Annotated in this window: 22 protein-coding genes and 1 riboswitch; of the genes, 5 read left to right on the top strand and 17 right to left on the bottom strand. The window is 38.2% G+C overall.

Going from position 1 to position 24,980, the window contains the following annotated elements:
- The first annotated feature begins 18 nt into the window (after positions 1-18).
- The 3 genes from ALGA_RS17930 (at position 19) to ALGA_RS17920 (ending at position 4,210) form a co-directional block, all read left to right on the top strand.
- Complete coding sequence (locus ALGA_RS17930) at positions 19-1,731, top strand: purine-cytosine permease family protein (protein WP_096431540.1); 1,713 nt, start codon at positions 19-21, stop codon at positions 1,729-1,731.
- A gap of 98 nt (positions 1,732-1,829) precedes the next feature.
- Positions 1,830-3,326, top strand: a complete 1,497-nt coding sequence (locus ALGA_RS17925; RefSeq protein WP_096431538.1) for a mannitol dehydrogenase family protein — start codon at positions 1,830-1,832, stop codon at positions 3,324-3,326.
- Positions 3,323-4,210, top strand: a complete 888-nt coding sequence (locus tag ALGA_RS17920; RefSeq protein WP_096431536.1) for a carbohydrate kinase family protein — start codon at positions 3,323-3,325, stop codon at positions 4,208-4,210. Before ALGA_RS17925 ends, ALGA_RS17920 begins: the two co-directional genes overlap by 4 nt.
- Before the next feature lie 98 nt (positions 4,211-4,308).
- Here ALGA_RS17920 and ALGA_RS17915 read toward each other — a convergent pair whose 3' ends face one another.
- From ALGA_RS17915 to ALGA_RS17860, 12 genes are all read right to left on the bottom strand, one after another.
- Positions 4,309-5,103 carry an energy-coupling factor ABC transporter ATP-binding protein gene (locus ALGA_RS17915; RefSeq protein ID WP_096431534.1) on the bottom strand — a complete coding sequence of 265 codons (795 nt, stop codon included), beginning with the start codon at positions 5,101-5,103 and terminating at the stop codon, positions 4,309-4,311.
- A 1-nt stretch (position 5,104) separates the two neighbouring features.
- Positions 5,105-5,842, bottom strand: coding sequence for an energy-coupling factor transporter transmembrane component T family protein (locus ALGA_RS17910; RefSeq protein ID WP_096431532.1), 738 nt, complete (start codon positions 5,840-5,842; stop codon positions 5,105-5,107).
- Positions 5,843-5,933: 91 nt separating this feature from the next.
- On the bottom strand, positions 5,934-6,236 hold the full coding sequence (locus tag ALGA_RS17905; RefSeq protein WP_096431530.1) for an energy-coupling factor ABC transporter substrate-binding protein: 303 nt from the start codon (positions 6,234-6,236) through the stop codon (positions 5,934-5,936).
- A gap of 4 nt (positions 6,237-6,240) precedes the next feature.
- Positions 6,241-6,969, bottom strand: a complete 729-nt coding sequence (locus ALGA_RS17900; protein WP_096431528.1) for an energy-coupling factor ABC transporter permease — start codon at positions 6,967-6,969, stop codon at positions 6,241-6,243.
- 123 nt (positions 6,970-7,092) lie between these two features.
- The gene (gene cbiD / locus ALGA_RS17895; RefSeq protein WP_096431526.1) at positions 7,093-8,913 is read right to left on the bottom strand and encodes a cobalt-precorrin-5B (C(1))-methyltransferase CbiD; all 1,821 of its coding nucleotides are present in this window, start codon (positions 8,911-8,913) and stop codon (positions 7,093-7,095) included.
- Positions 8,914-9,055: 142 nt separating this feature from the next.
- Complete coding sequence (gene cobM / locus ALGA_RS17890; RefSeq protein WP_096431524.1) at positions 9,056-10,885, bottom strand: precorrin-4 C(11)-methyltransferase; 1,830 nt, start codon at positions 10,883-10,885, stop codon at positions 9,056-9,058.
- Between the two features lie 141 nt (positions 10,886-11,026).
- Entirely contained in the window at positions 11,027-12,262 is a 1,236-nt protein-coding gene (gene cbiE / locus ALGA_RS17885; RefSeq protein WP_096431522.1) for a precorrin-6y C5,15-methyltransferase (decarboxylating) subunit CbiE, read from the bottom strand.
- Positions 12,255-13,658 (bottom strand): precorrin-3B C(17)-methyltransferase, encoded by a 1,404-nt coding sequence (cobJ, locus tag ALGA_RS17880; RefSeq protein WP_096431520.1) that lies wholly within the window; start codon positions 13,656-13,658, stop codon positions 12,255-12,257. Before cobJ ends, cbiE begins: the two co-directional genes overlap by 8 nt.
- A 6-nt stretch (positions 13,659-13,664) precedes the next feature.
- Positions 13,665-14,369 carry a precorrin-2 C(20)-methyltransferase gene (gene cobI / locus ALGA_RS17875; protein WP_096431518.1) on the bottom strand — a complete coding sequence of 235 codons (705 nt, stop codon included), beginning with the start codon at positions 14,367-14,369 and terminating at the stop codon, positions 13,665-13,667.
- 21 nt (positions 14,370-14,390) lie between these two features.
- Entirely contained in the window at positions 14,391-15,248 is an 858-nt protein-coding gene (locus ALGA_RS17870; protein ID WP_096431516.1) for a sirohydrochlorin chelatase, read from the bottom strand.
- 5 nt (positions 15,249-15,253) lie between these two features.
- Complete coding sequence (cobA, locus tag ALGA_RS17865; RefSeq protein WP_096431514.1) at positions 15,254-16,027, bottom strand: uroporphyrinogen-III C-methyltransferase; 774 nt, start codon at positions 16,025-16,027, stop codon at positions 15,254-15,256.
- 101 nt (positions 16,028-16,128) lie between these two features.
- The gene (locus ALGA_RS17860; protein WP_096431512.1) at positions 16,129-16,350 is read right to left on the bottom strand and encodes a hypothetical protein; all 222 of its coding nucleotides are present in this window, start codon (positions 16,348-16,350) and stop codon (positions 16,129-16,131) included.
- A gap of 31 nt (positions 16,351-16,381) precedes the next feature.
- Positions 16,382-16,582: riboswitch (cobalamin riboswitch) on the bottom strand.
- Positions 16,583-17,042: 460 nt separating this feature from the next.
- On the opposite strand from ALGA_RS17860, the gene ALGA_RS23020 reads away from it, so the two are divergent.
- Positions 17,043-17,201, top strand: coding sequence for a hypothetical protein (locus tag ALGA_RS23020; RefSeq protein WP_153244859.1), 159 nt, complete (start codon positions 17,043-17,045; stop codon positions 17,199-17,201).
- Between the two features lie 242 nt (positions 17,202-17,443).
- Here the strand turns inward: ALGA_RS23020 and ALGA_RS17850 are convergent, their stop codons facing one another.
- Positions 17,444-19,087 carry an AMP-binding protein gene (locus ALGA_RS17850; RefSeq protein ID WP_197705612.1) on the bottom strand — a complete coding sequence of 548 codons (1,644 nt, stop codon included), beginning with the start codon at positions 19,085-19,087 and terminating at the stop codon, positions 17,444-17,446.
- 276 nt (positions 19,088-19,363) lie between these two features.
- On the opposite strand from ALGA_RS17850, the gene ALGA_RS17845 reads away from it, so the two are divergent.
- On the top strand, positions 19,364-20,983 hold the full coding sequence (locus tag ALGA_RS17845) for an amidase (protein WP_096431506.1): 1,620 nt from the start codon (positions 19,364-19,366) through the stop codon (positions 20,981-20,983).
- 69 nt (positions 20,984-21,052) lie between these two features.
- On the opposite strand, the gene ALGA_RS17840 is transcribed toward ALGA_RS17845, so the two are convergent.
- The 4 genes from ALGA_RS17840 to ALGA_RS17825 all read right to left on the bottom strand — a co-directional run bounded on the left by ALGA_RS17840 (position 21,053) and on the right by ALGA_RS17825 (position 24,974).
- Positions 21,053-23,020 carry a tetratricopeptide repeat-containing sensor histidine kinase gene (locus ALGA_RS17840; RefSeq protein ID WP_096431504.1) on the bottom strand — a complete coding sequence of 656 codons (1,968 nt, stop codon included), beginning with the start codon at positions 23,018-23,020 and terminating at the stop codon, positions 21,053-21,055.
- A 157-nt stretch (positions 23,021-23,177) separates the two neighbouring features.
- The gene (locus ALGA_RS17835) at positions 23,178-23,393 is read right to left on the bottom strand and encodes a DUF5808 domain-containing protein (protein WP_197705611.1); all 216 of its coding nucleotides are present in this window, start codon (positions 23,391-23,393) and stop codon (positions 23,178-23,180) included.
- Positions 23,394-23,641: 248 nt separating this feature from the next.
- Complete coding sequence (locus tag ALGA_RS17830) at positions 23,642-24,697, bottom strand: 4Fe-4S dicluster domain-containing protein (protein ID WP_096431503.1); 1,056 nt, start codon at positions 24,695-24,697, stop codon at positions 23,642-23,644.
- Complete coding sequence (locus tag ALGA_RS17825) at positions 24,678-24,974, bottom strand: hypothetical protein (RefSeq protein ID WP_096431502.1); 297 nt, start codon at positions 24,972-24,974, stop codon at positions 24,678-24,680. The genes ALGA_RS17830 and ALGA_RS17825 overlap by 20 nt, the downstream gene beginning before the upstream one ends.
- Positions 24,975-24,980: the final 6 nt, after the last annotated feature.

Here is a 24,980-nt window from a genome sequence, read left to right as displayed (position 1 = left end):
ATTCAAACGATATAAATCATGAAAAATGACTCATCGCAAAATTTTGCCCTTCTTGATGAAGAACAGTTACCGATAGCAAAAAACAAACTTCATGGAGGAAAACATTTTGCCGGATTATATGCCGGAGAGCACGTTGCTGCAACCGAATTTGTAATTGGTGCGACTTTTGTTTCTCTAGGAGCAAGCACAAACGATATCTTATTCGGACTTCTTATTGGTAACATTCTGGCCGTACTTAGCTGGACCTTTATGACTGCGCCCATTGCGGTTCAAACCCGACTGAGTTTGTACACCTATTTAAATAAGATTGCCGGAGATTCGATGACCAAATTATACAATTGGGCCAATGTGATTATCTTCACTGTTATTTCAGCTGCCATGATCACCGTATCCTCTTCGGCAGTGCGATTTCTATTTGATATTCCCGCCCAGTTGAACTGGTATTCTACCAATGTTTGGTTTATACTTATTGTGATTGCGGTAGGAATCGTTGTCGTGTTTGTTGCCATTTATGGTTTTAGCACCGTGGCCGATTTCTCGAGCATTTGCGCCCCATGGCTCTTCACTCTTTTTGTTGCCGGAGCCTTAGCACTTCTTCCTGCACTCGCCTATTCTGTAATCGGATCGACTAGCATTTCAAGTTGGAGTGAATTTATTCATATCGGCGATCTGTCGATTTGGAAAGGAGTCACCAGTGACGGGGAAGCTGGAATTGGTTTATTAGAAGTGATCGGCTTTGCTTGGGCTGCCAACACCATTACCCACGTTGGGCTTATTGATATGGCGATTCTTCGTTATGCAAAAAAATCCACTTATGGCGTTTATTCCAGTTTTGGAATGCTATTCGGACACTATGTTGCCTGGATTGCAGCAGGAATTATGGGAGCTGGAGCAGGTGTTTTACTAAGTCAACCTGTTGTGGCCTTAGATCCAGGTGATGTAGCCTACTATGCTTTAGGAGCTTCTGGTTTTGTGATTGTAATTATTGCCGGATGGACTACCGCCAATGCCAATTTATACCGTGCGGGTCTGGCTGCTCAAGCCATATTCAAAAATCATTCCCGAAGAAGAACTACATTAATTGTAGGTGTTTTCACGGTGATTATCGCTTGTTTCCCTTTTGTTTTCTCGAAAGTGTTACCTATGCTTACCTATGCCGGACTACTTGTTGTACCAGTAGGAGCAATTGTGTTTGCCGAGCATTTTATTTTTCCAAAAATCGGCTTGACCCGATATTGGGCTTACTATAAAAAACTAGTGACAAGCAAGCCTGCTGTTATTTCCTGGGGAGCAGGGTTAATCCTCGGATTTGGCCTCAACACTTTGGATATCATGTCGTTCTACTATCTTTTTATTCCCACTTGGTTCTTTACAGTGATCTTATACACCATACTGGCTAAAATGAATGGTGCTACAGAAGATTACACAGAGGAAATCAAAGAAGAAAAACAGCTTCAAGCTGATATAAAAACCTATCAGGAAGAAAAAGCAAAAGATGAAAAAGTTCAATACGAAGACAAATCACTATTCTCTAAAATTCTGAACAGCCTGGCTATAATTTGTTTAATTATCATTACCCTTTTAGCCTTGAATACGATGTTTGGAAGTGCCGATTTAGAAAGCTACAATAGCAACAAAACCTTCTTTCACAAATATGCCTTCTACTGCACCATCGGTTATTTTGTATTTGCCTACTGGAGCCTTCGTAGAAAAAAAGCATTGATTAAATAGAACAATAGTAAAGATCATATCAGCATAGTATTTTCCATTCCGAAGATCAAGTTAAATCTGCGACAAGCAAGCTACTGTGCGAATAAAAACATATAGAAATGAAAACATCGATAGCATTAAATCAAGAGAATTTAGGCCTCATGCCTTCAAATGTGCAAACACCATCCTACGATAGGAATAAAGTTACAACTAGCATTGTTCACATTGGCGTAGGGAATTTCCACCGCTCACACGAAGCTTACTACACCAACGAATTAATGGAACGTTATGGCATTATGGATTGCGGAATTTGCGGAATTGGTCTGCTGGATTACGATCGAAGAATTTACAACATCCTTAAAGATCAGGACGGACTTTACACCTTGGTCATCAAAAACCTGGATGGTACCCGAAGTGCCAAAATAATTGGTTCATTGGTGGAGTATATTTTTGCTCCAGAAAACCCGATTGCAGTCATCGAAAAAATGGCGAATCCTGATATCAAAATTATTTCCTTAACCATCACCGAAGGTGGCTATAATTTGAACGAAGCCACGGGTGAATTCAATTTCAGTAATCCCGTGATTGTAGAAGACATGAAGAACCCAATGTCGCCCAAAACTGTTTTTGGTTATCTGGCACAAGCCCTAAAACTAAGAAAAGAACGAGGGATAGCAGGTTGCACAATACAATCGTGCGATAACATACAAGGCAATGGCGACGTGGCTAAAAAAGCTCTTTTAAACTATGTGGCAAAAGCGGAACCAGAATTGCAATCCTGGATAGAAAAGAATGTTTCTTTTCCGAATGCAATGGTCGACCGAATTACACCGGTAACCGTTGCCGATGATATTAAAAACTTGCAAGATGAATTTTTGGTCGACGATCAATGGCCTGTTGTTTGCGAACCTTTTATTCAATGGGTAATTGAAGACAATTTTGCAAACGGAAGACCTGAATGGGAAAAGGTAGGCGCTCAATTTGTAAAAAATGTAGTTCCATTCGAGAATATGAAGTTACGCCTACTCAATGCGGGCCATTCGGTACTCGGAATGCTCGGCGCTTTGCATGGCTATAAAACCATCGATGAAGCTGCGAGAGATGAAGATTTTTCAATCTTCCTAAAAGCATTTATGGACGAAGAAGTTACGCCAATTTTAGGCGATTTGGGAGATATCAATCTGGAACAATACAAACAGAGCTTGATAAAACGTTTCCAAAATGTTTACATCAAAGATATTATTCCACGAATTTGCCTCGAAAGCTCTGCTAAAATTCCAATCTTTTTACTCCCTACCATAAAAGGACAATTACAAGGAGATGCAAAAATTGCAAGAGCCGCTTTTGTCGTTGCCGCCTGGTGTAAATACAATGATGGAGTGGATGAAAATGGAAATAGCTATGAAATTGTTGATGCCATGAGTAATGAACTAATTCGCGCTGCCGCTTTATCGCATCAAACACCAATTCGATTTTTAGAAATTGAAGCCATTTTTGGGAAACTGGTAAGCGACAAAACTTTCGTAGATGCATTCCTAACTTCTCTTGAAATGCTACGAAGCAAAAAAGTGAAAGATTGTGTGAAAGAAATGAACTCAAAATTAGCATCAAAATGAAACAGATAGTCTGCTACGGCGAAGTATTATGGGACATGCTTCCAAGGGGTAAAAAGTTGGGGGGAGCTCCCTTGAATGTTGCCTTACGGGCGCAATCACTTGGCAATAAAGTAAAAGTCATCAGCAGCATCGGACAGGATGCCATTGGAGATGAGATTATTGAGGAAATAAAAAGTTTCTCAACAAGTATTGAGCACATTCAAATCAGCAAACACTTTTCAACCAGCGAAGTCTTGGTGAAATTGGATCAAAACGGATCAGCATCTTACGAAATCAAAATGCCATGCGCCTGGGATGATATCGTCCTTTTGGATAAAGACATCGACATTGTAAAAAATTCGGATGCTTTTATATTCGGAAGCTTGGTTGCCAGAAGTAAAACCTCACGAGAAACACTCTTTCAACTGCTCGAACATGCAAAATTCAAAGTATTTGATGTCAATCTGCGCTCGCCACATTACACAGAAAAAAGCATCATTGACTTAATGAACGATGCTGATTTTATAAAATTCAACGACGATGAAATTTTTGAGATCTGCGCCAGCATGGGATTTGCAAGTAAAACTCTTGAAGAATGCATTGAATTTATTGCCAATAAAACCAAAACCAAAGAGGTTTGTGTAACCCTTGGGAAAGATGGAGCGGTTCTCTTTATCGAAAACAAATTTGTCTACAGTAAAGGTTTTAAGGTAAAGGTGGCTGATACGGTTGGTGCTGGAGATTCGTTTCTTGCAACAATAATTAGTAAACTTTTGCATGAAACCGACCCTCAGGAAGCCATTGAGTGCGCCTCCGCTGTTGGAGCCATTGTAGCCTCTAAAAGTGGTGCAAATGCAGAAGTTTCAATCCAAGAAATCGAAAACACAATGCAAACATCAAAATAAATAGCACAACGAACAGGAATTGGGGAGGCGCAAGTCTCCCCTTTTTTTCAAACAAAATTAATCTGTTAAAAATTAGCATTCTTGAGTGAAAAACAATGCTACATTTCCCAAAGCAAAGATTGAATGGATCGAGAATCATTTTTCAAGCCCAATTTTTTAGCCAATTGCACAACCAAAGGTAATTCCATTCCTATTTCTTGCATCAGCACTTTGTTGCACATGGTTTTTACCGGCGAATCGGAAGCAATGATTCGCCCCTCTTTCATCAACACAACATTATCAGCCCACTCGTAGGCAAAATCCGGATTGTGTGTCGAAATCAAGACCGTTTTGCCCTGTTTGTTCAAATCATCAATAATCTCATTCATAATGTGCTTGTGACGGTTGTCGAGCCAGGCAAAAGGCTCATCAAACAAAATAATTTCCGGTTCCATGGCCAAAACTCCGGCCACTGCAACCTGCTTTTTCTGTCCGTAACTCAATTGATGGGGCGCTTTGTCTTTCAAATCCTGAATGCTTAACAAATTGAGATACTTCTCTACTCTGATTTCTATATCTTTTTTATCCAAACCTAAATTAAACGGACCAAACGCAACATCCTCGTACACACTTGCTGCAAACAACTGCACATCCGGATCCTGAAACACATAACCCACTTTGTGTGCCATTTGCTTTCGCTCTGTGGTCGAGAACCCAAATTGTTTTCCATCCAAAACATACTTCCCTTTCTGAGGTTTATGAATTCCATTCAAGACCAAAAACAAGCTTGATTTTCCGGCTCCGTTCTCACCCAAAAAAGCAACTTTACTACCCTTTTCAATTTCAAGAGAAATATCATCAAGCCCTATGGTGCCCTCAGGATAAGAATATTTTATATTTTGGAGTTGAATCATTTTAGCAAATATGAGTTATGAATAATGAATTAAGACAAAAATGAAACCCAACTAGAGCCACTGCAAACAATACTATTAGAAATAATTGTTTGAATCGCAGGGAATCCTGTTGTTGCCTGAAATACAATTCGCCATGATATCCTCTGGATTGAAGCGCATCTAAACTTCGATTGGAAAAGAGGAGACTTTTTATGAATACGCAGGAAAAAAGCATGCCAACAGATAGTATTGACTGTTTTTTACTTACATATCCAAGACGATTTCGTTGTGCAATATGAACCTGACTAGTAAAAGTAAAAAGCAATGAAATGTAACGATAGGTTAAGACAAATAACTCGCGCAAGATCAAAGGAATTCTCAATCTTCGACCAATGTCATTAATCTCTGATAAAGTACAAGAAAGAATCAAATAATTAAGCGCCATAATGGCTGCCATTGCCTTAAAAAACAATTCGATAGCTTTGTCCAAGCCAGCATTTTCCAAACCAATACACAAACCCATACTATCGAAACAAAATAAACTACTTTTCGGATCGGTATGCAATGAAACGGCAATTGAAATACTTCCCATTACAATAAATCCCAATGGCAAGGAAATTAATCGAAGCAGTTTTCTCAGGCCAATTCCATGAGCAAAAAAACCAATCGAAATCAGAGAAATTAGAAACAAGTGCAGATACGAATTTGCGGAAAGCAAAGCAGCGTTGAGAAGCACCATAAAAAGGATGAATTTCTCCATGCTGTACAATCCAAGTATGGGTTTTTTTAGTATGTATTGTTCGCTTATAAACACTTTCTGTAATTAAAAATTAGTAATGAGTAATTACGAATTACTCCTGAATACTTTCCCCTGTTTTTTTTCCTTTGTAGTAACCAATGACGTAGCAAACTACACCTGCACCAATGGCCGCCTGCACGGCAAATAGCAAACTTTCAATTTCGGGTCCTGGTGGTTCCCAAATGTTCGAAAACCAGACTTTGTAATCAGGATCAGCCTGAGTGATGTACTCTTCTGCATGTCCATCGGAACCTCCAAACTCAGAATCTCCAACGTAAGCAAAAACACCAACCAAAATGCTGATGATGGCCAGAAGCAAGAAAATATTTTGATTCTTTTGAACTATTTTCAGCATGGATCTACGATTTTACAGTTTGAAATTTCAGTTTTAATCCTTTTAAGTTCGGGATATTTTTAATCAAAATATTCATCACCAAAACAGTTACTAAACCTTCTACAATGGCTATTGGAATTTGAGTTAAGCTAAAAATAGATGCAAATTTCACGAATGCTCCTGCTACACCAGTTTGAGTATCTGGATGAGCCAATGCCAATTGTAAGGCCGTAACCGTGTAGGTCGCCAAATCGCCCAGGCAAGCGGCTAAAAAGATAGAAACGGAGCGGTTGCATTTCAATTTGGCGCACAACTTATAAATTCCGAATGTTACCACCGGACCAGCCAAAGCCATCGAAAATGCATTAGCGCCCAAAGTAGTTACTCCCCCATGAGCCAATAAAAGTACCTGAAAGATTAGCACCAAAACGCCCAATACACTCATCGTAATTGGCCCAAATAACAATGTACCCAAACCGACACCAGTAGGATGCGAACTACTGCCAGTCACCGATGGTAATTTTAATGCAGAAAGAACAAAGGCAAAAGCGGCAGCCAATGCCAAAAGCATTTTTAGCTCGGGATGCTTTATTACCATCTTCTGAATCACCTTTACACCCCAAATAAAAAAAGGCAAATAAACGACCGTCCAGAAAATAGACCAACCGGCAGGCAAATAGCCTTCCATTATGTGCATGCTAAATCCCTGAAAAGGAAGTGAAAATGCAAGTAGTACAAATAACTTTTTTCCCATCGTATAATTTTTCTAATCGACGCTGACAGGTTCTTCGAACGCTTTCAGGTCTATTCTATTCAATAGTTAATTATGAATTTGCAAGTCGAAACCTCCTTCATAATTCGTAATTGAGCTTCGTAATTAAATTATTTCTCCCTGATTGCTTATCAAAAGAAGCTCAAAATCATAGTCTTCAATTACTTGTTGGCAAACGCGAACACATTTGCTTTTTAAGACTTTAAAAAACAGCTCATCTTCCGAGAATGAGAATATCTCCTCCAACTCACGTCCCATTGTCATCTCTCCAATCTTCATAATAATCTCTTCGGAATACCTGCAATCTCTTGCCAATCCCATCAGAAACTCATGATCTAAAACCACCTTACTACTATGCGTATCCAAATAACCGGCAGCCAATTTTACCGCCTTGCCAGTCATAATTCCCATGCTTAGCTTCTCAATACCAGACTTATTGCTAATTGTCAATATTTCACCAATAAAATTCCCGTATTGTAAAAAAGCCAAATCATCCAAGTGAGGAAATTTCTTCTTCAGATATCGCTCACTTCTTCCGCCCGAATTCACAACAATGTGCTTGTTCTCGTTATGAACGGCTAAATCCAATTGCTTTTTAATACTCTGAATATAGGCTTCCAAGGAGTAAGGCTTAATTCTTCCACTTGTTCCGATAATTGAAATTCCATCAACAATTCCCAGCTTGGGATTAAATGTTTTGGCTCCCATCTTTTTGCCAACAGGAACAAATACCGAAACATCTATACCTCTGTGCACATCGTACTCTTCCAAAATTTGTTCCAATTCGAAGGCAATCATCTTTCGGGGAACAGGATTTACCGCCGGTTCACCCAAGGGAATCCCCAAACCGTTTAAAGTAACCGTTCCGACCCCTTCCCCTTTCACAAAACGAATGCGATTCACATCATTCCATCTCAGGCAAGCGCCAATTTCCATTCCGTCTGTTACATCAGGATCATCGCCAGAGTTTTTCACCACCGAACACAAAGCAAAATCTTGTCCCCATCTATTTTGATGCAATTGCATTTCGCAAATTTCCCCATCGGGCAAAGCAACGCTCTCTTTCTGGTTCAATTTATCGCCTAACAATAATTTTAATGCCGCTTTCGCGGATATTGTTGCACAAGTACCCGAAGTAAAACCAGGCGCCAATTCTTTTCGCTCCAGTCCAAATTTACTCTTCAAATATTTCTGCAATGTTTCACGATTAGTGATCGTCTCATCGTAATTGGGCAAGTCGGGTCGGGCAATCACGTAAAGTGGAATTTGGTATTTTACCGCCAAGTCCATTTTCTGATCCAACAAACCAGAATAGCCACTTTCTTTAGTGATCATGGCTTCAATCCCTTCATCATTCAACAAATCTTCAATAGATTTCATTCCTTCAAATGCTGCCGAAACAATCAATTTCTCCCTGCTAACTCCTGCCGCTTTGGCGATTTCCAGAGAGGAAGGAAAATCAAGAATTCGATACCAAATATTGGCATTTGGCATGGTTTTATGAATCACTGGTAAGGCTTTTACTCCAACCAAGGATATTATTTTCGCACAATCTACGGCATGCAAATCGGCCAAAATGGAAGCTAAAGTCTTGTGATATTGGATGAATTCACTCTTCATTCTTGGCACAGCATCTCGCTCTACTCTCAGTACAGGCACATTCGCATGAATTGCGGCGACCGAAATACTGTGGTGCAGTACTTCCGCAAAAGGATGTGCTGCATCTATCAATAAATCAATTTCACTTTCCTCACAAAAGGTCCAAATCTCTTCCACATTCATCGCACCACTAATTCGCTGGCCAAATTTAGATTCGTAGTTCCCCGAACTCGTTTTTGTCGAATAGAAATGCGAAATCTCCAAATCATCCAACCAGTTAGAAGTTGCTTTCCCCTCTGTCGTTCCACCGAATAATAAAATTTTCATTCCAATTTATTTTCTTTCTTTCGCCCTTTCAGGGCTAAACTTATAAGTTACCTTTTTTACACAGGGCGTTGCCCTGTGCTAACTTCTTCCGCTCTTTCAGGGCAAATAATTCCCATCTCGTAATCTGAATCGATGCTCCTTATTAATCATCAATTCCCTTACGGCAGCCGTGTGTAAACTTTGGATCGTATAGTAAAGATCTGTTTTTGCGATTCCCAATGGCCTCACCAACAACAATCATCACTGTTAAGGCCAATTTGTTTTCCTTCACAATTTTTGCCAGATCTTTCAATTCACCTCTCCAAATTTTCTCCTCTTTCCAGGTTAGTTTGTGACAAATGGCCACCGGTGTATTCTCCGGATATCCTTCCAATAAATCAGCTTGAAGTTTGTCCACCAAAGTCACGCTCAAAAACAAACAGATTGTTGCTTGAAATTTGGCAAACTCAGACAGTTGCTCTCTTGAAGGCATCGGTGTTCTTCCTTCTCCTCGAGTCAGAATAATAGATTGAACCTTGTTTGGAATCGTAAATTGAGATTTCAAACGTGCGGCAGCAGCCTGAAATGAGGAAATACCCGGAACAATATCATAATCCATTTCGTGCTGATCGAAGAAATTCATTTGCTCCTGAATCGCACCATAAATGCAAGGATCACCTGTATGCAAACGCACAACCAATCCTCCTCTATCGTAATGTTTCCTCATGACATCAAACTGCTCTTCTAGAGTTAAATCTGCCGAGTTTCGAATCACACAGGAAGCTTTTCCGTAATCGGTCAATTCCCTTGGCACCAGACTTCCAGCATATAGAATCAAATCCGCTCTTTTTAAAAGACTCTTGCCTCGAACAGAAACCAAATCGGGCGCGCCCGGACCCGCACCAACAATAACGATCTCGCCTTTCCGCTCCTGCTCAGCATCCATGGCCAAAGCCAAAGTAAAATGCTTTCCTTTTGCATCAACATGTTTGCTTTTAGTTTGAAGCAATGTTTTTGCACCGCTGGCGATCAATGCCGATGCCTCGGATACATTTACAGCTCCTACCTCACGATACGCTGCCTCAGAATAAGAAACTTCACCTTCCTTCTCATTCAATTCTTCAGCCGAATAGGTAATGAAAGGCAATTTAGTTGTCTCGCTAAATTGCCTATATGCCTCTTCTTTAGCCTTTACTATAATGCTGTGTATGCTTTTTAAGGAGGCAAAAGACAAGTGGTTTGCCTCAAATCGGGATCTCACTTCTGTTTCAAAAGCGGCCACTCCAATTCCTTTTTGTGCTCCCGTACCTACCACAATGCATTTAGGACGAAAAAACAAGCTAGGAATAATCGTTTCGTACAAAGCTGGGGTCACTGCAATTAGTAAATCAAAATCTTCCTGTTTAATCTGATTAAACTGATAGAAAACCTCCACAAAATCAGGACAAGATTCCTGCAAGCTTTGCGTTCCTTCATTTTTCACATCAAGAAGTAATGCTGTTTTCTTCTGATTTACAAAGGCGGCAATCAGTTCGTTCTCCGAAGCATTCTGATATTCATTCGTCCAGTTGTATTTTCTTCCGAAGATATCCAATGGCCAAAGTTCCAATGTATCGCTTGCTGTTGTAATTATCACTGTTCCATTGGTGATTTTAGCAATTTGCTGTGCATACTCGTTCGCACCCCCTTTGTGTCCCGACAAAACCGACTGCACATATTTTCCGTGCAAATCCATATTGATCACAGCCGGATCAATCGCTTTATTCTGGATAAACGGAGCTATACTTCGAACACAAATGCCCATAGCACCAATAAAAATCAGTAGATCGACCTGAGGAAATGATTTCTTAAGAAAATCTGGCAAGGAGCTAATTTTCTTACTACCCGGATATCCGGTCACGGAAACAATTGTACTTCCCTCCATTTTTGCCGCAATTCGTTCGGCTGCTGCCATGGCAAAACTGTTGTTGATAATGATAAATGTATTGCTCATTTTTTATTTTATTTTACCACAAAGGATACACTAAGGTCTTCACAAAGTCACACAAAGTATTTACTCCTTTTATAGTTTTAAAATTCTTTAAGTAATGTCTTTTATTACAGCACAAACTAATAACTTACGACACCAAACTAATCATTCCTTTGTGCTACTTCGTGCCTTACTTTCTACTCCTTCGTGGTTACATCTTTTTCTAGCCTGATAAATCACAATCGGATTAAAATCATCCTGTTGCAAACTCATCTGATCGGTAATCTCCATTTGAAGTTCTTTTGCTGCCTGCAGAAAATCCTGCTTTGTTGCTTCACTAACAGCATTAAAAACGATGATTCCATCCTCTTGCAAAACCGCATGCAAACGCTGCATCATTTCGTTTAATTTACCTCCGTGCCCGCCAATAAAAATCCGATCGGGCTTCTTAATTGTCGATAAGTCGATATTGAAAAAATCATCATGAATGCCTTCTATTCCGGGTACACAAAACTTTCGTTGATTCAACTTCAAAAGCTCTTTGGATTCTTCTCTTCGCTCGAAAGCAGTCACCTGCAAATGTGGTGCAAATTGCTTGGCTTCAATAGAAACCGACCCCGTGCAATATCCTACATCCCAAAGGTGTTTTGCATCATTCAATTCTAAAAATGAAATGGAATTCAATCGGATGCTTCGCTTGGTAATCATCTTTGGCCTACCATTCAAAATGTGAAAATCAGCCTCGTGAATGCCCAATGTCCTTTTAATCTCCTTCTGCTGAATTAGAATTAGGCAATTCGGATGAGCAAAGTCCTTATCAATAACATTCTGTAATGAAATTTCAGTGCAATACTGCTCATCACCACCCAGTTTTGAACCAACAATCATCTTGTAATTATCGAAACCAGCTTCCAACATTCTTGCAGCAATAGTAGCTGGTGTTTTTTTCTTATCAGTAAGAACACCAATGCACTTTTTACCCTGAATCAACTCCTGATCCAAATTCACCCAATCTCTTCCAGTCAGGGTGCAAATTGTCATTTCGCCATAAGCCAATTGAAACTCATGTGCCAGCAACTGCAAACTATTGAAATAAGGGTACACCTTTATTTTTGTATCCGGAAAACGGCGCTTAATTGTATTCCCAATACCAAAGAACAGAGGATCTCCGGAAGCTATCACCACAATGGGTTGATCAATCTGCTCATAAACCATAAACGTCCCTTCCAATGGAACAACTATGTCAATCCATTTCGCATTCTCCGGCAAATAAGAAGCTACCAAATCTCTGTGACGCTTTCCCCCCGAGAAATAATGATGATTTTGCAGCACTTCCTTCACCTCATCAGAAAGACTCACTTCCATTCGGTCCGGTATTCCTATGATGTAAAAATTAAACATCTCTTCCAGGTTTTAAATCGTAAGCATCTTCCAAACTTAAAATGGCATTCACGATGGTTGCTGCCAATGTAGAACCACCTTTTCGTCCTTCAATAATCACAGCAGGTAAATCTGTAAAACTCTTCACTCTGTGTTTTGATTCTTTTACATTAACAAAGCCTACCGGAGCTGCAATTATACCAGCTGGTCGAATGTTTTTACTTCTCATTAAATCAGTTAACTCAATCAAGGCTGTTGGTGCATTTCCAAACACATACATTGCATCAGGATGCTCTTCAACTGCTAAACGAACTCCAGCCTGAGTGCGGGTGATGCCATGTTTTTCGGACAATTCCATGGTTCGGGGATCGTGCAAATAACACTTGATCTCTACTCCCATTCTCTCGCAGGCTTTCTTGCGAATTCCCGACTGAACCATGGTAACATCGGTAATGATTACACCCCCTTTTTGAAGGTATTCATTCAATTTCGGAGCTGCATTATTCTGAACTTTCAAAATCTTAGCCAATTCAAAATCCGCAGATGTATGAATGCAATGCAAGAGCATCCATTTTGTTTCCAAAGGCAAATCCATTCCTTTTAATTCGGAAGCAATGGTTCTGAAGCTTTCCTGCATAATCAATGGTCCCGGTCTTCCCGTTTCCTCTTCTTTGTCGTAATATCCGCGTGGTGTAATAAATCGATCACCAGAAATATAGCTTTGTGAATTTCCAATAATTACAAGCGAGAACATATCTACCATTTCAGGATCGAAATCGCGTAAGTTTGTCAAAGTAATTTGTTCCTCGGCACGAGCCACCTGACGCACAATAGCAACTGGTGTTGTCTCTTCTCTTTCCTCCAAAAACAATTCCCGTAAGCGATACAATTGCCAATATCTTTTCTTGCTTTTAGGATTGTAAATTGCTGTTACAAAATCGCCCATTACTGCCGCTTTAATGCGCTTTTCGATCAAAGCATAACTGGTCAATAAATCCGACAAGGAAAGAATAACCAAATCGTGACTAAGTGGAGCGCCCAATTTTGCTGCTGCCGCCTGAAAAGCAGAAATTCCCGGTATAACTCTTAACTCTACTTTCGATTGCGTTTTCTCAGCCATTTCGAAAACAAGCGATGCCATTCCGTAAATCCCGGCATCTCCCGAGCTGATTACAACAACATCTTTTCCTGTTTCAGCCAATTCAAAAGCTTTTTCGGCACGCTGCACCTCCTGACGCATTCCCGTATCCATACATTCTGTTCCTTCTTTTAGAAATGATTCTATGAATTGGAAATAATATTTGTATCCTATCACCACATCGGCTTCTCTTATTGCATCTATTGCCGGATTTAAAAATAGATCCGGACTTCCTGGTCCGAGGCCTGCAACGGTTATTTTTCCAAGTATATTTGGCATGATATATTATTTGTTTCCGTAAAAAATTAAAATGGCGAAATATGGAATTTGCCTGTCCCTCAAGCTGTCCATATCAGTGCAGGTAAATTGCTTCTCGGTTCCTAAATACTCCCCATAAAAAAATTGCAATTTGCTTTCTTCAATGAATTCCTTAATCCACTCGCGAACCTTCGAAATTTTCATTAAAACCACCGTTTGATTTTGAGCAAGTAAAGCCTTTAGCTCCGGCTTATTTTCCAAATCGGGAGCAACCAGAAGCTTGTCGTTTTGAGTGACCAATGGCAGTTTGCCTACCGAGCCTCCTAAAATAAATGCCGGAACTCCCGGAATCATCTCAAAATCGACACTATTCTTCCTGAAATCTTCAAGCAAATAGGAAAATGTGCTGAAAAATGAGATATCACCTTCACTCACAACTGATACCTGTTTGCCTTCTTCAACATCTTTCTGTACTTTTAAAAACAAATCAGCATAAGCCTTCACCGCATGCGATCGATCTTTACTCATCGGTACATTAATAGGGATGAATTTCTTCTCCTCTACATCCAATTGCTTCAAAATCACCAATGAAAAACTATCCTGATTTCCTTTTGATGATTGCGTTGCCGGATAGTAAATCTTCTCCGATTTCTTCAAACAATTCAAGGCTTTCACCGTTATTAACTCAGGATCTCCCGGTCCTAACGCTACACCAAACACTTTTCCGCTCATATCTTTTATTCCCCTCTTCTATTATTGATGATGATGTCCGTGATCATGACTATGCCCGTGATCGTGTCCATGATGATTGTGTGGCTCCACCCCGGTTAAAACAGTAGTTGCTACCAAATCAACTTTTCCGTCTAACACTTCTTGTAATCTTGTATTCAATACCTCAAACAATCCATTCACATCACCTAACAAGGGTGCAATTGCGATGTTCTTATCCGGATTTTCTTTTGCAAAAACCTCCATCGTATCATTTGCTTTATCCATATAAACTCCAGGAAAAAATACAAAAGGCAACATCACAATATTTTTAAACGGCAAGACCTTCAACCAATCCAATACCACAGGCAATGCCGGATAAGTCATGTTGCTCGTGTAGGCATTAACAGCAAAAGGATAATTCTGTTTTTCCTGAATCAAACGGGTCATCTTCGCCAAATCGGCATTGGCCTCGGCTTTGGAAGCTCCAATACCTAGTCCCAGAAATGCAGTATCATCAATCTTCCAATCCTTATTTTTAAGAGTTTCACTTATGAGCTGCACTCCGTACTCAACCATTTCATTACATGTCCCGATGTAATTGGCCAACTGAATCTTCACCTTATATTTATCCTGAAGGCCATTTAAGGCATAAGGAATATCTCTTTCCATATGCACTCCTGTAAATAAAAAGACAGGAATAGCAATAATCTCTAAGACTCCTTTTTCAAGCAATCGCTTCACACCCGTCTCAAAATCCGGTTCAGACAGCTCCAAAAATCCATATTCAACCTCATAATCCGTAACTTGAGACGCAAATCGCTCTGCAAACTCTTGAAAAGCTCTTGCTCCTCTTTCTTTGCGGGTTCCATGCCCACACAGTAAAATTCCTTTTCTGTTCATAGCTATCAAATTTCTGTTTCGGCCATTTGATTAATCAGTGGTGATAATTGTTCTGAATAGGCGACTACTTCCCCAACAATAAATATTGCCGGTGGTTTAAAATCATGCTCCTCCATCTTTGCCACAATATTTCCTAAAGTTCCTTTTAGCACTTCCTGTTCCGGCAAAGTTCCCCAACGAATCATGGCAACCGGTGTTTCTGGTTTCCTGCCATTTGCCATCAGATTTCGAACAATTCGTGCTGCCTGTGTAACCCCCATATAGAAAACAAGAGTATCAATACCCGTAGCAATCTTATCCCACTGAATTTCTGTTTTGTGATTATCACACTGATGTCCTGTGAAAAAAGCTACTGAAGAAGCCACATTTCTCAATGTAACAGGAATACCAGCGGCTCCAGGAACAGCAAATCCTGCCGTAATACCAGGAATCACTTCAAACTCAATGTCATGTTCTTTCAAACCCAATATCTCTTCCGCGCCACGACCAAATACGAATGGGTCTCCACCTTTCAATCGTACAATCTTCTTTCCTGCTAATCCTAACTCAATCAGCATTCCATTGATCTCTTCCTGTGGATAGGTATGTTGTTTGTTCCTTTTCCCAACGTAAATAATTTCACAATCAGATTTACAATAGGCTAACAATTCCTTGTTTACCAAATAATCATATAGTACTACGTCTGCATTTTCAATGGCGCGAATAGACTTCAGTGTGATTAATTCAGGATCGCCCGGACCAGCACCAACAATGCTCACTTTACCTCTTTTAGGATTCATTTCATCTTGATTTTAAAGTATACAAACGGTAGTTTGCCTTTAAGTTATGAGTACAACAATTCGGTCCTGTTGAAAACAACAAGCTGAATTATTAAATTGTATTAATTTGGGAGTAATCTTAGGCTCCAAAAATTAAACTTTTGCGAATCGCATTTTTCTGCCTTCGCTCTTTCATAAAGTTTTGGAGTTAACCAGTTCGTTTTATCAATAAACGAGATGAACAGAGTGTCATCTATAACCGATCTAAATTTTAAAATTTGGTTCCGAATTAACGAACCAAGCATAATATGCCACTTAGGCATAAACATAGTCTTTCTCTTCATAATCTAACTTTTAGTCCCGAAAGTATCGATTAAACAAAATTGCTTTTAAGCAGGTCTTCTGACTTTCTCCCTCTTGTTGCGCCTTCCCATATCTTCCATAAGATACAGTGACATCATGCAACAGAGTTTGGTATAGAGATTACAGCTGCGGGTACAGTTCCGGACTCAAACCGGATTCCCTCTTTAATATCAAATCAAGTGATAGGATATTGCCAAATCGCGAAACAAATGTATCAATATTAATTCAAGATTTTAAGCATTCCTCACATCATTATTGAGCTTCGAATAACACCAACCACAATCTATCCTGATAATCTGACACATACAAATATGAAATAAGTCTCACATCTGTCGAGAAACATATTTTACAAGTTTAGTCCAGAACATAAAAGAAAACATCCACACCTATATTTTATTATGTGTCATAATATGATGTTCTCTACATTTATGCTAATCTAAACTTCTATTATCATGAGTAAAGTAAGACTGTAAATTGATGGAATTCGAATTTACCGCCCAAAGAAAAGCGGGCAATTACACTTTGTAATAATTGCAGATCACACAATCGAAGCGGATAAAATAATGGCGACTACAATTCCTCTAGAACCGTTTAAAGTAAGCGTCATGATAATGAATATTTCTTAGACTCCAATCAACCGGGTTCTGAAGGCTTATATATCCTAAGCAGAAAAATGCTTAAAGACAGAGAATTAAATGTTCATATCTACTTAAGACTCACAAGAAAAAGCCAAAGAGATTTAGGTGAAATATTAAAAGATATAGAAACAGGAGTAGCAGGTGATGCATCTAATATCGTGACTGATATCGTTGGTGCAGTTAATGTTTCTTGATTAATCATCTCGAAAAAGGCCGTCTCGTTGGTTGGTAAAATGGTAAAGGATATTCCGGATAGATATTTTGGATTTATGAGCGCATTTGAAAGGTTTGGTCCGGAATTCGAGGCCCTGACCGAAATCGACCGGAAAAAAAAATTCACTGGAGACACTTCCCTTATTTACAGTTGGTCACTTGAAGAATCGATACAAAATACAAGGCAAAAAAAAAGGCTGATTTTCATCAGCCTTTTGTATTTCTAATAGTATAAAAATCGTTTTATTTTATGTGTTGCTGTTTTCTGAAATGGATCAACGTGAGCCACGATCAATTGAACCTGTGAAAATTTGTTCACCCGGGAGTTCACATATACCTGTAACTCCTGCATCAATTCATCGACTGTAAGATCAACATAATTACCCATCTCTTTTTTAACATTATGATATTGCTGTTCCAGCTCCTCATAATTAAAATGAACCATTGCGACTAATTTGCCTTTCTGTTCAATAACTACAGATTCGACTACATGCTTAAAGTTATTGATTACCGATTCAATTTCTTCCGGATAAATATTTTCACCACTTGCTCCTACGATCATATTTTTTAAACGACCTTCAATGTATAAGTAATTGTCCTTATCCATTTTTGCGAGATCTCCGGTTTTAAACCAACCATCCTCTGTAAGCACCTCTTTGGTTTTCTCAGGTTCTTTATAATAACCCATCATTACATTATCCCCTTTTGCCCAAACTTCACCAATTTGAGTAATAGGATCAGGATTATTGATTTTCAGCTCAACTCCGACTAAAGCAGGGCCTGTCGATTTAAATTTAGTAATTGCCGGACCGCTTCCAGCAATTAATGGTGCTGTTTCGGTTAATCCGTAACCAATGGCATATGGAAATTTTGCTTCACGTAAAAAAAGCTCAACTTGCGAATTCAATTTCGCACCACCAATACCAAAAAAGGTTAATTTACCTCCAAAGGTTTCCATCAATTTCTTTCCTGCTATGGCATTTAGTTTTTTGCGGAAAAAAGGAATCTTATATAAATATCTGGTAACAGCCTTACCATTTATTGATGGCAAAATCTTACTCCTATAAATCTTTTCGATAATCAAAGGAACCGAAAACATAATGGTTGGTTTCACGTCCTTAAATGCAGAAATCAACAATGAAGGAACCGGAGCTTTACCCAAATAATAAATACAAGCACCAGCAATCATAGGTATCACATAGCCCAAAGTATTCTCATAAGTATGAGATAATGGTAATATGGAAAGAAAACGATCCGTTTCATCTATAGGATGAATCGTTTTTGATGCAATCGCATTAGAGCAAATATTTTTATGTGACAACATTACACCTTTTGAACTTCCTGTAGTTCCGGAGGTGTAAATAATTGCCGCCATATCTTCCTCGTTCACTTCATACCTGCACTCAGGTGTTAGTGAAGAATCAAAATTAATTTCATTCTTATTCGAAGAAATCAGACTGAAATCCTCAATTGCAAGCTTGTGATGCAAAGTATCAACATCAAGATTTTTTATTTTTGGCAACAATCCTTTTGAAACAAAAACTAGTTTTGCTTCTGAATGCCTCAATATGTTTTCAATCTCATATTCACTAAAATCGGGTAGCATAGGTACAACTACTGCTCCCATAAAAGTGGTTGCATAGTAGGCCATACCCCAATTAGGCATATTTGTACTCAAAAGAGCAATTTTATCACCAGGTTTTACTCCTAATTTTTCAAAAAATACAATCAAGGCTTGAATATTAGAATATACCTCGTTATAAGTAAAAGGAGTTTGCCCCACAAGGGCCATTGCGTTACAGTTGCCGAATTTCTCTACTGTTTCTGTAAAAAGCGCAGGAAATGTTAAACTTTTATACTGTTTCATCATGGTTTTATTTGTCCGTTGCAGTTCAATATTAAGGTTGAATTAATACAAATCACAGGTGCAAGTTAAAAAAAAAACAACATCCGTATTATCTTTTCAACGAATTGCTTGACATCCTACATATACGTTAAACACTCAGAAAAGTTCTCAAAGCTCTACACAATAACACTTTCAGATCCATATTATAAGGAAATAACCAAAGAATAATTCGACCTATTAAATCCTGAAATATTTCTTTTTTTAATACATTTAAGGCACAAACCTAAGCCTCAACCTATGAAACGTCGCCAATTTATCTCCTTATCTGCTCTTGGAGCAAGTACAATTACAGCATTTGGATTGCATTCTTGTCAAAACGAAACATCTTCGGAAACAAAAAAACTAAACCTAGAAGATTATAACACATTCCTTTTTAATGAGAAAAGTATTTCTGAATTACAGGAAATGATGGGAAATGGCGAATTAAATTCGGAGGAATTGATTATATCATATCTTGACCGAATTGAAAAAATTGATAAAAATGGTCCGGCGATTAATGCTGTTATAGAAAAAAATCCTGACGCCTTAGCCATTGCGAGAACTCTGGATGAGGAACGGAAGGCTGGTAAACTGAGAGGTTCTTTGCATGGCATTCCTATCATGCTAAAAGATAATTTTGACACTGCAGATAAAATGATGACAACTGCCGGATCATTAGCTATGAAAGGTAATTTTGCCGAAAAAGATGCTTTTGTTGTTCAACAATTAAGAAATGCAGGAGCAATTATTCTGGCTAAAACCAATTTAAGCGAGTGGGCAAATTTCAGAAGCACACGTTCGTCGAGCGGATGGAGTGGCCGCGGTGGACAAACTCATAATCCATATGTAATTGATCGCTCTCCTTGTGGTTCCAGTTCGGGTTCTGGTGTGGCCGTAGCTGCAAATTTATGTGTTGCAGCATTAGGTACCGAAACTGATGGATCAATTGTTTGCCCTTCGGGACACAATGGTGTGGTTGGGATTAAACCAAGTGTGGGCTTAGTCAGCAGATCTGGGATTATACCTATTGCCCATTCTCAGGACACTGCCGGTCCTATTGCCAGAAGTGTTAAAGATGCGGCACTACTTCTTACTGCGATGTGTGGCAGAGATGATAAGGATCCGATTACAATGAACGAAAACAATACAGGTCTTAATTATGCCAAGAATCTTTCAAAAGATGCCTTAAATGGAGCTAGAATTGGTGTAGTTCGCCAACTATTTGGATTTCATACAGCAGTCGACAAATTAATGGAACAAGCAATTGCAGACCTAAAAAATGCAGGTGCAATTCTTGTTTATGTTGAATTAGAAAACCTACATCAATATGGGAATGAGGAATTTGAAGTTCTTCTATACGAATTCAAACATAATTTGAATAAATATCTAAATGAATGCAGATTCCCAATTGTTAAAAATCTGGACGACATTATTAAATTTAATGAGCAATACAAACATCTTGAAATGCCATGGTTTGATCAGGAAATTATGGAGATGGCCAATAAAAAGGGAGATTTATCTGAAAAAAAATATCTGGAAGCCTTAGCCAAATGTAAAGAACTGTCAGGAAAAAAAGGAATTGATGCTACACTGAAGAAAAACAAAGTAGATGTACTAATTGCTCCGACAAATGGCCCTGCCTGGAATATTGATTTAATTAATGGGGACCATTATGGTGGAGGAAGCAGCGAACCTGCAGCTGTTTCAGGATATCCTAACATTACGGTTCCTGCAGGTTTTGTTCATAGTTTGCCAGTGGGAATCTCTTTCTTTGCCGAAGCATTCTCAGAACAAAAATTGATTCAATACGCCTACGCTTACGAGCAAGCCACCAAGCACAGAAAAGCGCCTGAATTTTATTCCACAATCATGCAATAAATTATTTTTATAAGAAAAAAACATATGGATTGTTAAAGCAATTATTTGCTTACAAGTAATACTTTCTTTTTATCGCACAAAAGGAAACTTTATTTCAAATGTACTTCCATTTCCCACTTCACTTTCTACGCGAATGGTGCCATTGTGAATACGGATTAATTCAGTACAAATACTTAAACCTAATCCTGTTCCTTGTTCATCGTGTACACCTCTAATGCTATTTGTTGTCTTAGTCACATCAAATAGCCGATCCTGAATATCTTTTGGCATCCCAGTTCCATCATCTTTCACTGTTATTTTCACAAAAGATTTCTCTTTTATCGCATCCAATTGAATTAAACCACCTTCATTGGTATATTTAATGGCATTAGAAATTAAATTTCTTAAAATGGTGCGAAGAATATCAGAATCTGCCTTCAACTCCTCTTCAATGGAATTATGAAATTTGAGTTCCACCTTATACTTTCTAAACTCTGAATCAAAACTGCTGTTTAACTCATCAAATAAATCATTAATGACTAATGATCTTGGATTAAATGCGATGGCTCCAATTTGAGCACGAGACCAATCCAATAGATTATTAAGCAACTTTAACCCTTCTGTTGATGATTGATGAATATAATTGGTAAATTCCACAACATTTTCATACTGTCCTTCTCTAACTTCACCTAATAATAATTCACTAAAACCAATTAAAGTATTAAAAGGATTCTTTAAATCGTGCGAAATTACCGAGAACAATTTATCCTTGGTTTTATTAATTCTTGCCAGCTTACGATTTATTTTACGATGTGAATAAAAACGCCAAAAAAGCACTATCACAATGATCAACATCAAAATGATAATCACTACCATGTACATTTCTTGAAATTTACGAGATTCCAACTCCTTTTCTGTATCAGACAATGTTTGCCGCATAGAGAATCGGTTCTGCATTTCATTAATGATCTCGAATTGCTGAATCGAAAAAATAGAATCATTTTGAGCCAAAAAAGCGTTATAACTCTCCGTTGCCTTCTGAAAATCATTTAGAATCTGATAGAAAGTCGCATAAGAATTGTAGACTTTTAATATTTTAGCATTCAAATTGAGGCTCTTGGCAATTTCAAGACTTTCCCGAAGACAGGCTTCTCCTTCTGCCCGCTTACTCTGTTGAGCATACACAAAAGCGATTCCAATGTAGTCATCAATAAGTCCAAAATTGTGATTGCGTTGTTTATTTAGCTTGACTGAATTTTGGTAGAATTCAAATGCCTTTTCATACTCTTTTTGAAAATAAAAAATATTAGCCATTCCATTTAAACAAAATGCAGCGTATCTCACATTCATTGATATCTGACTTTTATTATAGGCTCTCTGGTAGTAAACCATGGCAACATCCATGTCACCTTTTTCCTCATAAGTGCGTGCCAGTTCAAGCAGGACAGAACCAACTCCTAACTCATTTTTTTCGTTAGCAAGAATCTTCTTTGCCCTATTAAAATAGTCCAGGGCAAGCTTATAATCCTTTTTTGCACGATATACCAAACCCACATTTACATTGGAATAAGATTGACCTACCGAATTACCCAGCTTTGTAAATATATCCAGAGAATATTCCGAAAACTTTAAAGACAAAGGAATATTTCCAGTTAATAAATACAAATCGCCCAAATTATTATAGGAATAGGCTAATTGCACAGAATCTTTTTGTCTAAGACTATGTTCGAGGGCTGCATGCAAGTATGGAAGAGATTCTTTTGTTTTGTACTGGTAATGTAACTTCACGACACTAAGGAATCCATAAATTCGAGGCAGTTCTTTCTTTAAATTATATCTGGTGGCAATTTGTAATGCCTCTTCACCAAAAAGGACTGCACTATCCGGATTTATTTCCCGCAACCGCCAACACTCGTCACTTAAATCGTTTACCCTTTGATGAATCTCATCTTTCGACAAAAGCTCAATATCTTTTTTCGCATCAAATTGAGCAAAAGTGACGAAATTACAACACAAAAATAGAAGAAGAAGAGTAAAATAGTGACGAGGTAGTATCATTCAATATTTATTTAGAAAATCAAATATAAAACAAATTTTGTATAGACCATTGATTCATCAAGCTTTTCACGAGATTTTATTGAAGTTAGAACACTCAAAAAAACATCGCGAATTATACAATATTAAAGGTCTGCAGTAAAATGATAATTGCACAGAACTATAAGAACAATTGGGAACCTAGAATAATTAAAATAATGGCTATTACACCCAAATAGGTATAAGGATTTGCAAAATTTAAGGTCCACCCCAACATAGGATTGTATTTGGGGACAATTAAGCGTGAATCTTTTCGGTTGCAATAAAATGGACCATGCCAATTGGACAAGTCTTTGCTCATAGCATCAAGAATGTGTTGTTCTGTTTTCTTTTTCATAAGTACCGTTTTTTATTTTCTAAATTAACAATTTTCAGCTAAAAACAACCCGGCAAATAACATAAAAAAAACCTCCAATCAGTTTTCTGACAGGAGGTCGTAATATTCTCTCGAACTTAAGATTCATTGGCATAATTTTTAGATTAACTATCCCTATATGTAAAAGTAAAATGAATGAAAAGCAGATCCAAGGTCACCTTATTTTACCAGTACAATCAACTAAATTTTCTGTTTAAATCTATACTGATTTAGGACGCCGAAAAACTTTTTAGTTTCTCAAAGTACATGGCAAACGAACGATATAAGAAATGTGTCCATTTTCCGAAAGGCACAATAATTATGGCCCATTGAACAAGAACCGTTAAATGAATTAAATACATCCAAATATTAGTTTCCAGAATATCTAAATCGATAAACAAACGGACTGCAAATGCACTTAATCCCATTAGAAATAACCAGATCACAAAAAACCAGTCGCTTGGATGAGAATTTTTACTCACTTGCGTCTTTTTGTTGACACGCCCAATCATGAAAATAAATGTTACTGAAAAAATGACTATACTTTCGGCATAACCCAGAATCAGAACGAAACTGCTATCAGTAGCAAACCAATCTAAAAACACCGTTGTAAAAAGCAATGATAAATAACCAATTACAAGAATTAAGTGTTGAACCCAACGAGTCTGACTATCATCACAACCCAATGTTCTTTTTTGAGTAAACATATGAACAATCAGTTCGCTAAATGATTTAAAGTAATCCATAAATGTCACTTTCACTTTAGGTTTTCGAATTATCAAATTCCACATCCGAATTAAATTAGGTAGCAGTATGAAAAGAAAAACACCTCCAATTGCCAACATCTCGAAATAGTGTCCGTAGTGCAATAACGATTCAAGCTCAAAATTTAAGCTTGATGCAAACCATATCACTCCTACAGCTAACAAAACAAATGCAATAATGGTTGTGCTTAGTGATTTATAAAGCATTCCTGAAAGACCTGTCCAGTCATATCTTGAAGTAAGGTATCTACGAAGTGACATCATCAATTCTCCCGGCTCTGCTTCACGCGGGCAAGTTGCACTGCAATCACCGCAATAATAGCACAGCCAAGGCTCTAAAGAAGATTGAATTTCATTTTCCAAACCAAGTACACTATATCTCACCATTTTTCGTGGAAACGAGTTGTCTTCGTCTGACAAAGAGCAAACAGCTGTACAATTCCCGCAATTATAACATGCGTTTGTATCAAAAGCGCCATAGCTTTGCAACTCAGTTGTGAATTTAGGATTTATCCTTGCCATTGTCTTTTATTTTGTAATAAAAATATTCGTCCATATCGTCGATATCGCCCGTTTCTGCAAAACCAAATTTAATCAAGCTCATTAACTGATACAACACCTCATCTGCAGGTATAGAAAGCGCTTCGGAAAGTTGAGGAACAGTTTTATCCCCTTCTTTCAAAGCATCCATAAGTATCTTTTTTGTTTTTGTAAAATATTTAAGATTCTCCATAACCTCTTTGGCTACAGGATTCTTTTCTTTCCGATATTTTGCGGTTTTACCTTTTTCAACATCCATATTCAT

It is taken from the genome of Labilibaculum antarcticum (assembly GCF_002356295.1).
In the GTDB taxonomy this organism is placed as follows: domain Bacteria; phylum Bacteroidota; class Bacteroidia; order Bacteroidales; family Marinifilaceae; genus Labilibaculum; species Labilibaculum antarcticum.
Note: the sequence above shows the minus strand (reverse complement) of the source record. Positions and strands in the feature narration are given on the sequence as shown.

Bases quoted from the DNA above. Each gene is read 5' to 3' on its own strand.
- ALGA_RS17925 (WP_096431538.1), top strand. From the start codon at position 1,830: ATGAAAACATCGATAGCATTAAATCAAGAGAATTTAGGCCTCATGCCT.
- ALGA_RS17920 (WP_096431536.1), top strand. From the start codon at position 3,323: ATGAAACAGATAGTCTGCTACGGCGAAGTATTATGGGACATGCTTCCA.
- cbiE (WP_096431522.1), bottom strand. From the start codon at position 12,262: ATGTTTAATTTTTACATCATAGGAATACCGGACCGAATGGAAGTGAGT.
- ALGA_RS17850 (WP_197705612.1), bottom strand. From the start codon at position 19,087: ATGAAACAGTATAAAAGTTTAACATTTCCTGCGCTTTTTACAGAAACA.
- ALGA_RS17845 (WP_096431506.1), top strand. From the start codon at position 19,364: ATGAAACGTCGCCAATTTATCTCCTTATCTGCTCTTGGAGCAAGTACA.
- cbiD (WP_096431526.1), bottom strand. From the start codon at position 8,913: ATGAAAATTTTATTATTCGGTGGAACGACAGAGGGGAAAGCAACTTCT.
- ALGA_RS17915 (WP_096431534.1), bottom strand. From the start codon at position 5,103: ATGATTCAACTCCAAAATATAAAATATTCTTATCCTGAGGGCACCATA.
- ALGA_RS17825 (WP_096431502.1), bottom strand. From the start codon at position 24,974: ATGGATGTTGAAAAAGGTAAAACCGCAAAATATCGGAAAGAAAAGAAT.
- ALGA_RS17900 (WP_096431528.1), bottom strand. From the start codon at position 6,969: ATGGGAAAAAAGTTATTTGTACTACTTGCATTTTCACTTCCTTTTCAG.
- cobA (WP_096431514.1), bottom strand. From the start codon at position 16,027: ATGAATCCTAAAAGAGGTAAAGTGAGCATTGTTGGTGCTGGTCCGGGC.
- ALGA_RS17905 (WP_096431530.1), bottom strand. From the start codon at position 6,236: ATGCTGAAAATAGTTCAAAAGAATCAAAATATTTTCTTGCTTCTGGCC.
- ALGA_RS17860 (WP_096431512.1), bottom strand. From the start codon at position 16,350: ATGAAGAGAAAGACTATGTTTATGCCTAAGTGGCATATTATGCTTGGT.
- ALGA_RS17840 (WP_096431504.1), bottom strand. From the start codon at position 23,020: ATGATACTACCTCGTCACTATTTTACTCTTCTTCTTCTATTTTTGTGT.
- ALGA_RS17835 (WP_197705611.1), bottom strand. From the start codon at position 23,393: ATGAAAAAGAAAACAGAACAACACATTCTTGATGCTATGAGCAAAGAC.
- ALGA_RS17830 (WP_096431503.1), bottom strand. From the start codon at position 24,697: ATGGCAAGGATAAATCCTAAATTCACAACTGAGTTGCAAAGCTATGGC.
- ALGA_RS17870 (WP_096431516.1), bottom strand. From the start codon at position 15,248: ATGAACAGAAAAGGAATTTTACTGTGTGGGCATGGAACCCGCAAAGAA.
- ALGA_RS17930 (WP_096431540.1), top strand. From the start codon at position 19: ATGAAAAATGACTCATCGCAAAATTTTGCCCTTCTTGATGAAGAACAG.
- ALGA_RS23020 (WP_153244859.1), top strand. From the start codon at position 17,043: ATGCTTAAAGACAGAGAATTAAATGTTCATATCTACTTAAGACTCACA.
- cobI (WP_096431518.1), bottom strand. From the start codon at position 14,369: ATGAGCGGAAAAGTGTTTGGTGTAGCGTTAGGACCGGGAGATCCTGAG.
- cobM (WP_096431524.1), bottom strand. From the start codon at position 10,885: ATGAGCAATACATTTATCATTATCAACAACAGTTTTGCCATGGCAGCA.
- ALGA_RS17910 (WP_096431532.1), bottom strand. From the start codon at position 5,842: ATGGAGAAATTCATCCTTTTTATGGTGCTTCTCAACGCTGCTTTGCTT.
- cobJ (WP_096431520.1), bottom strand. From the start codon at position 13,658: ATGCCAAATATACTTGGAAAAATAACCGTTGCAGGCCTCGGACCAGGA.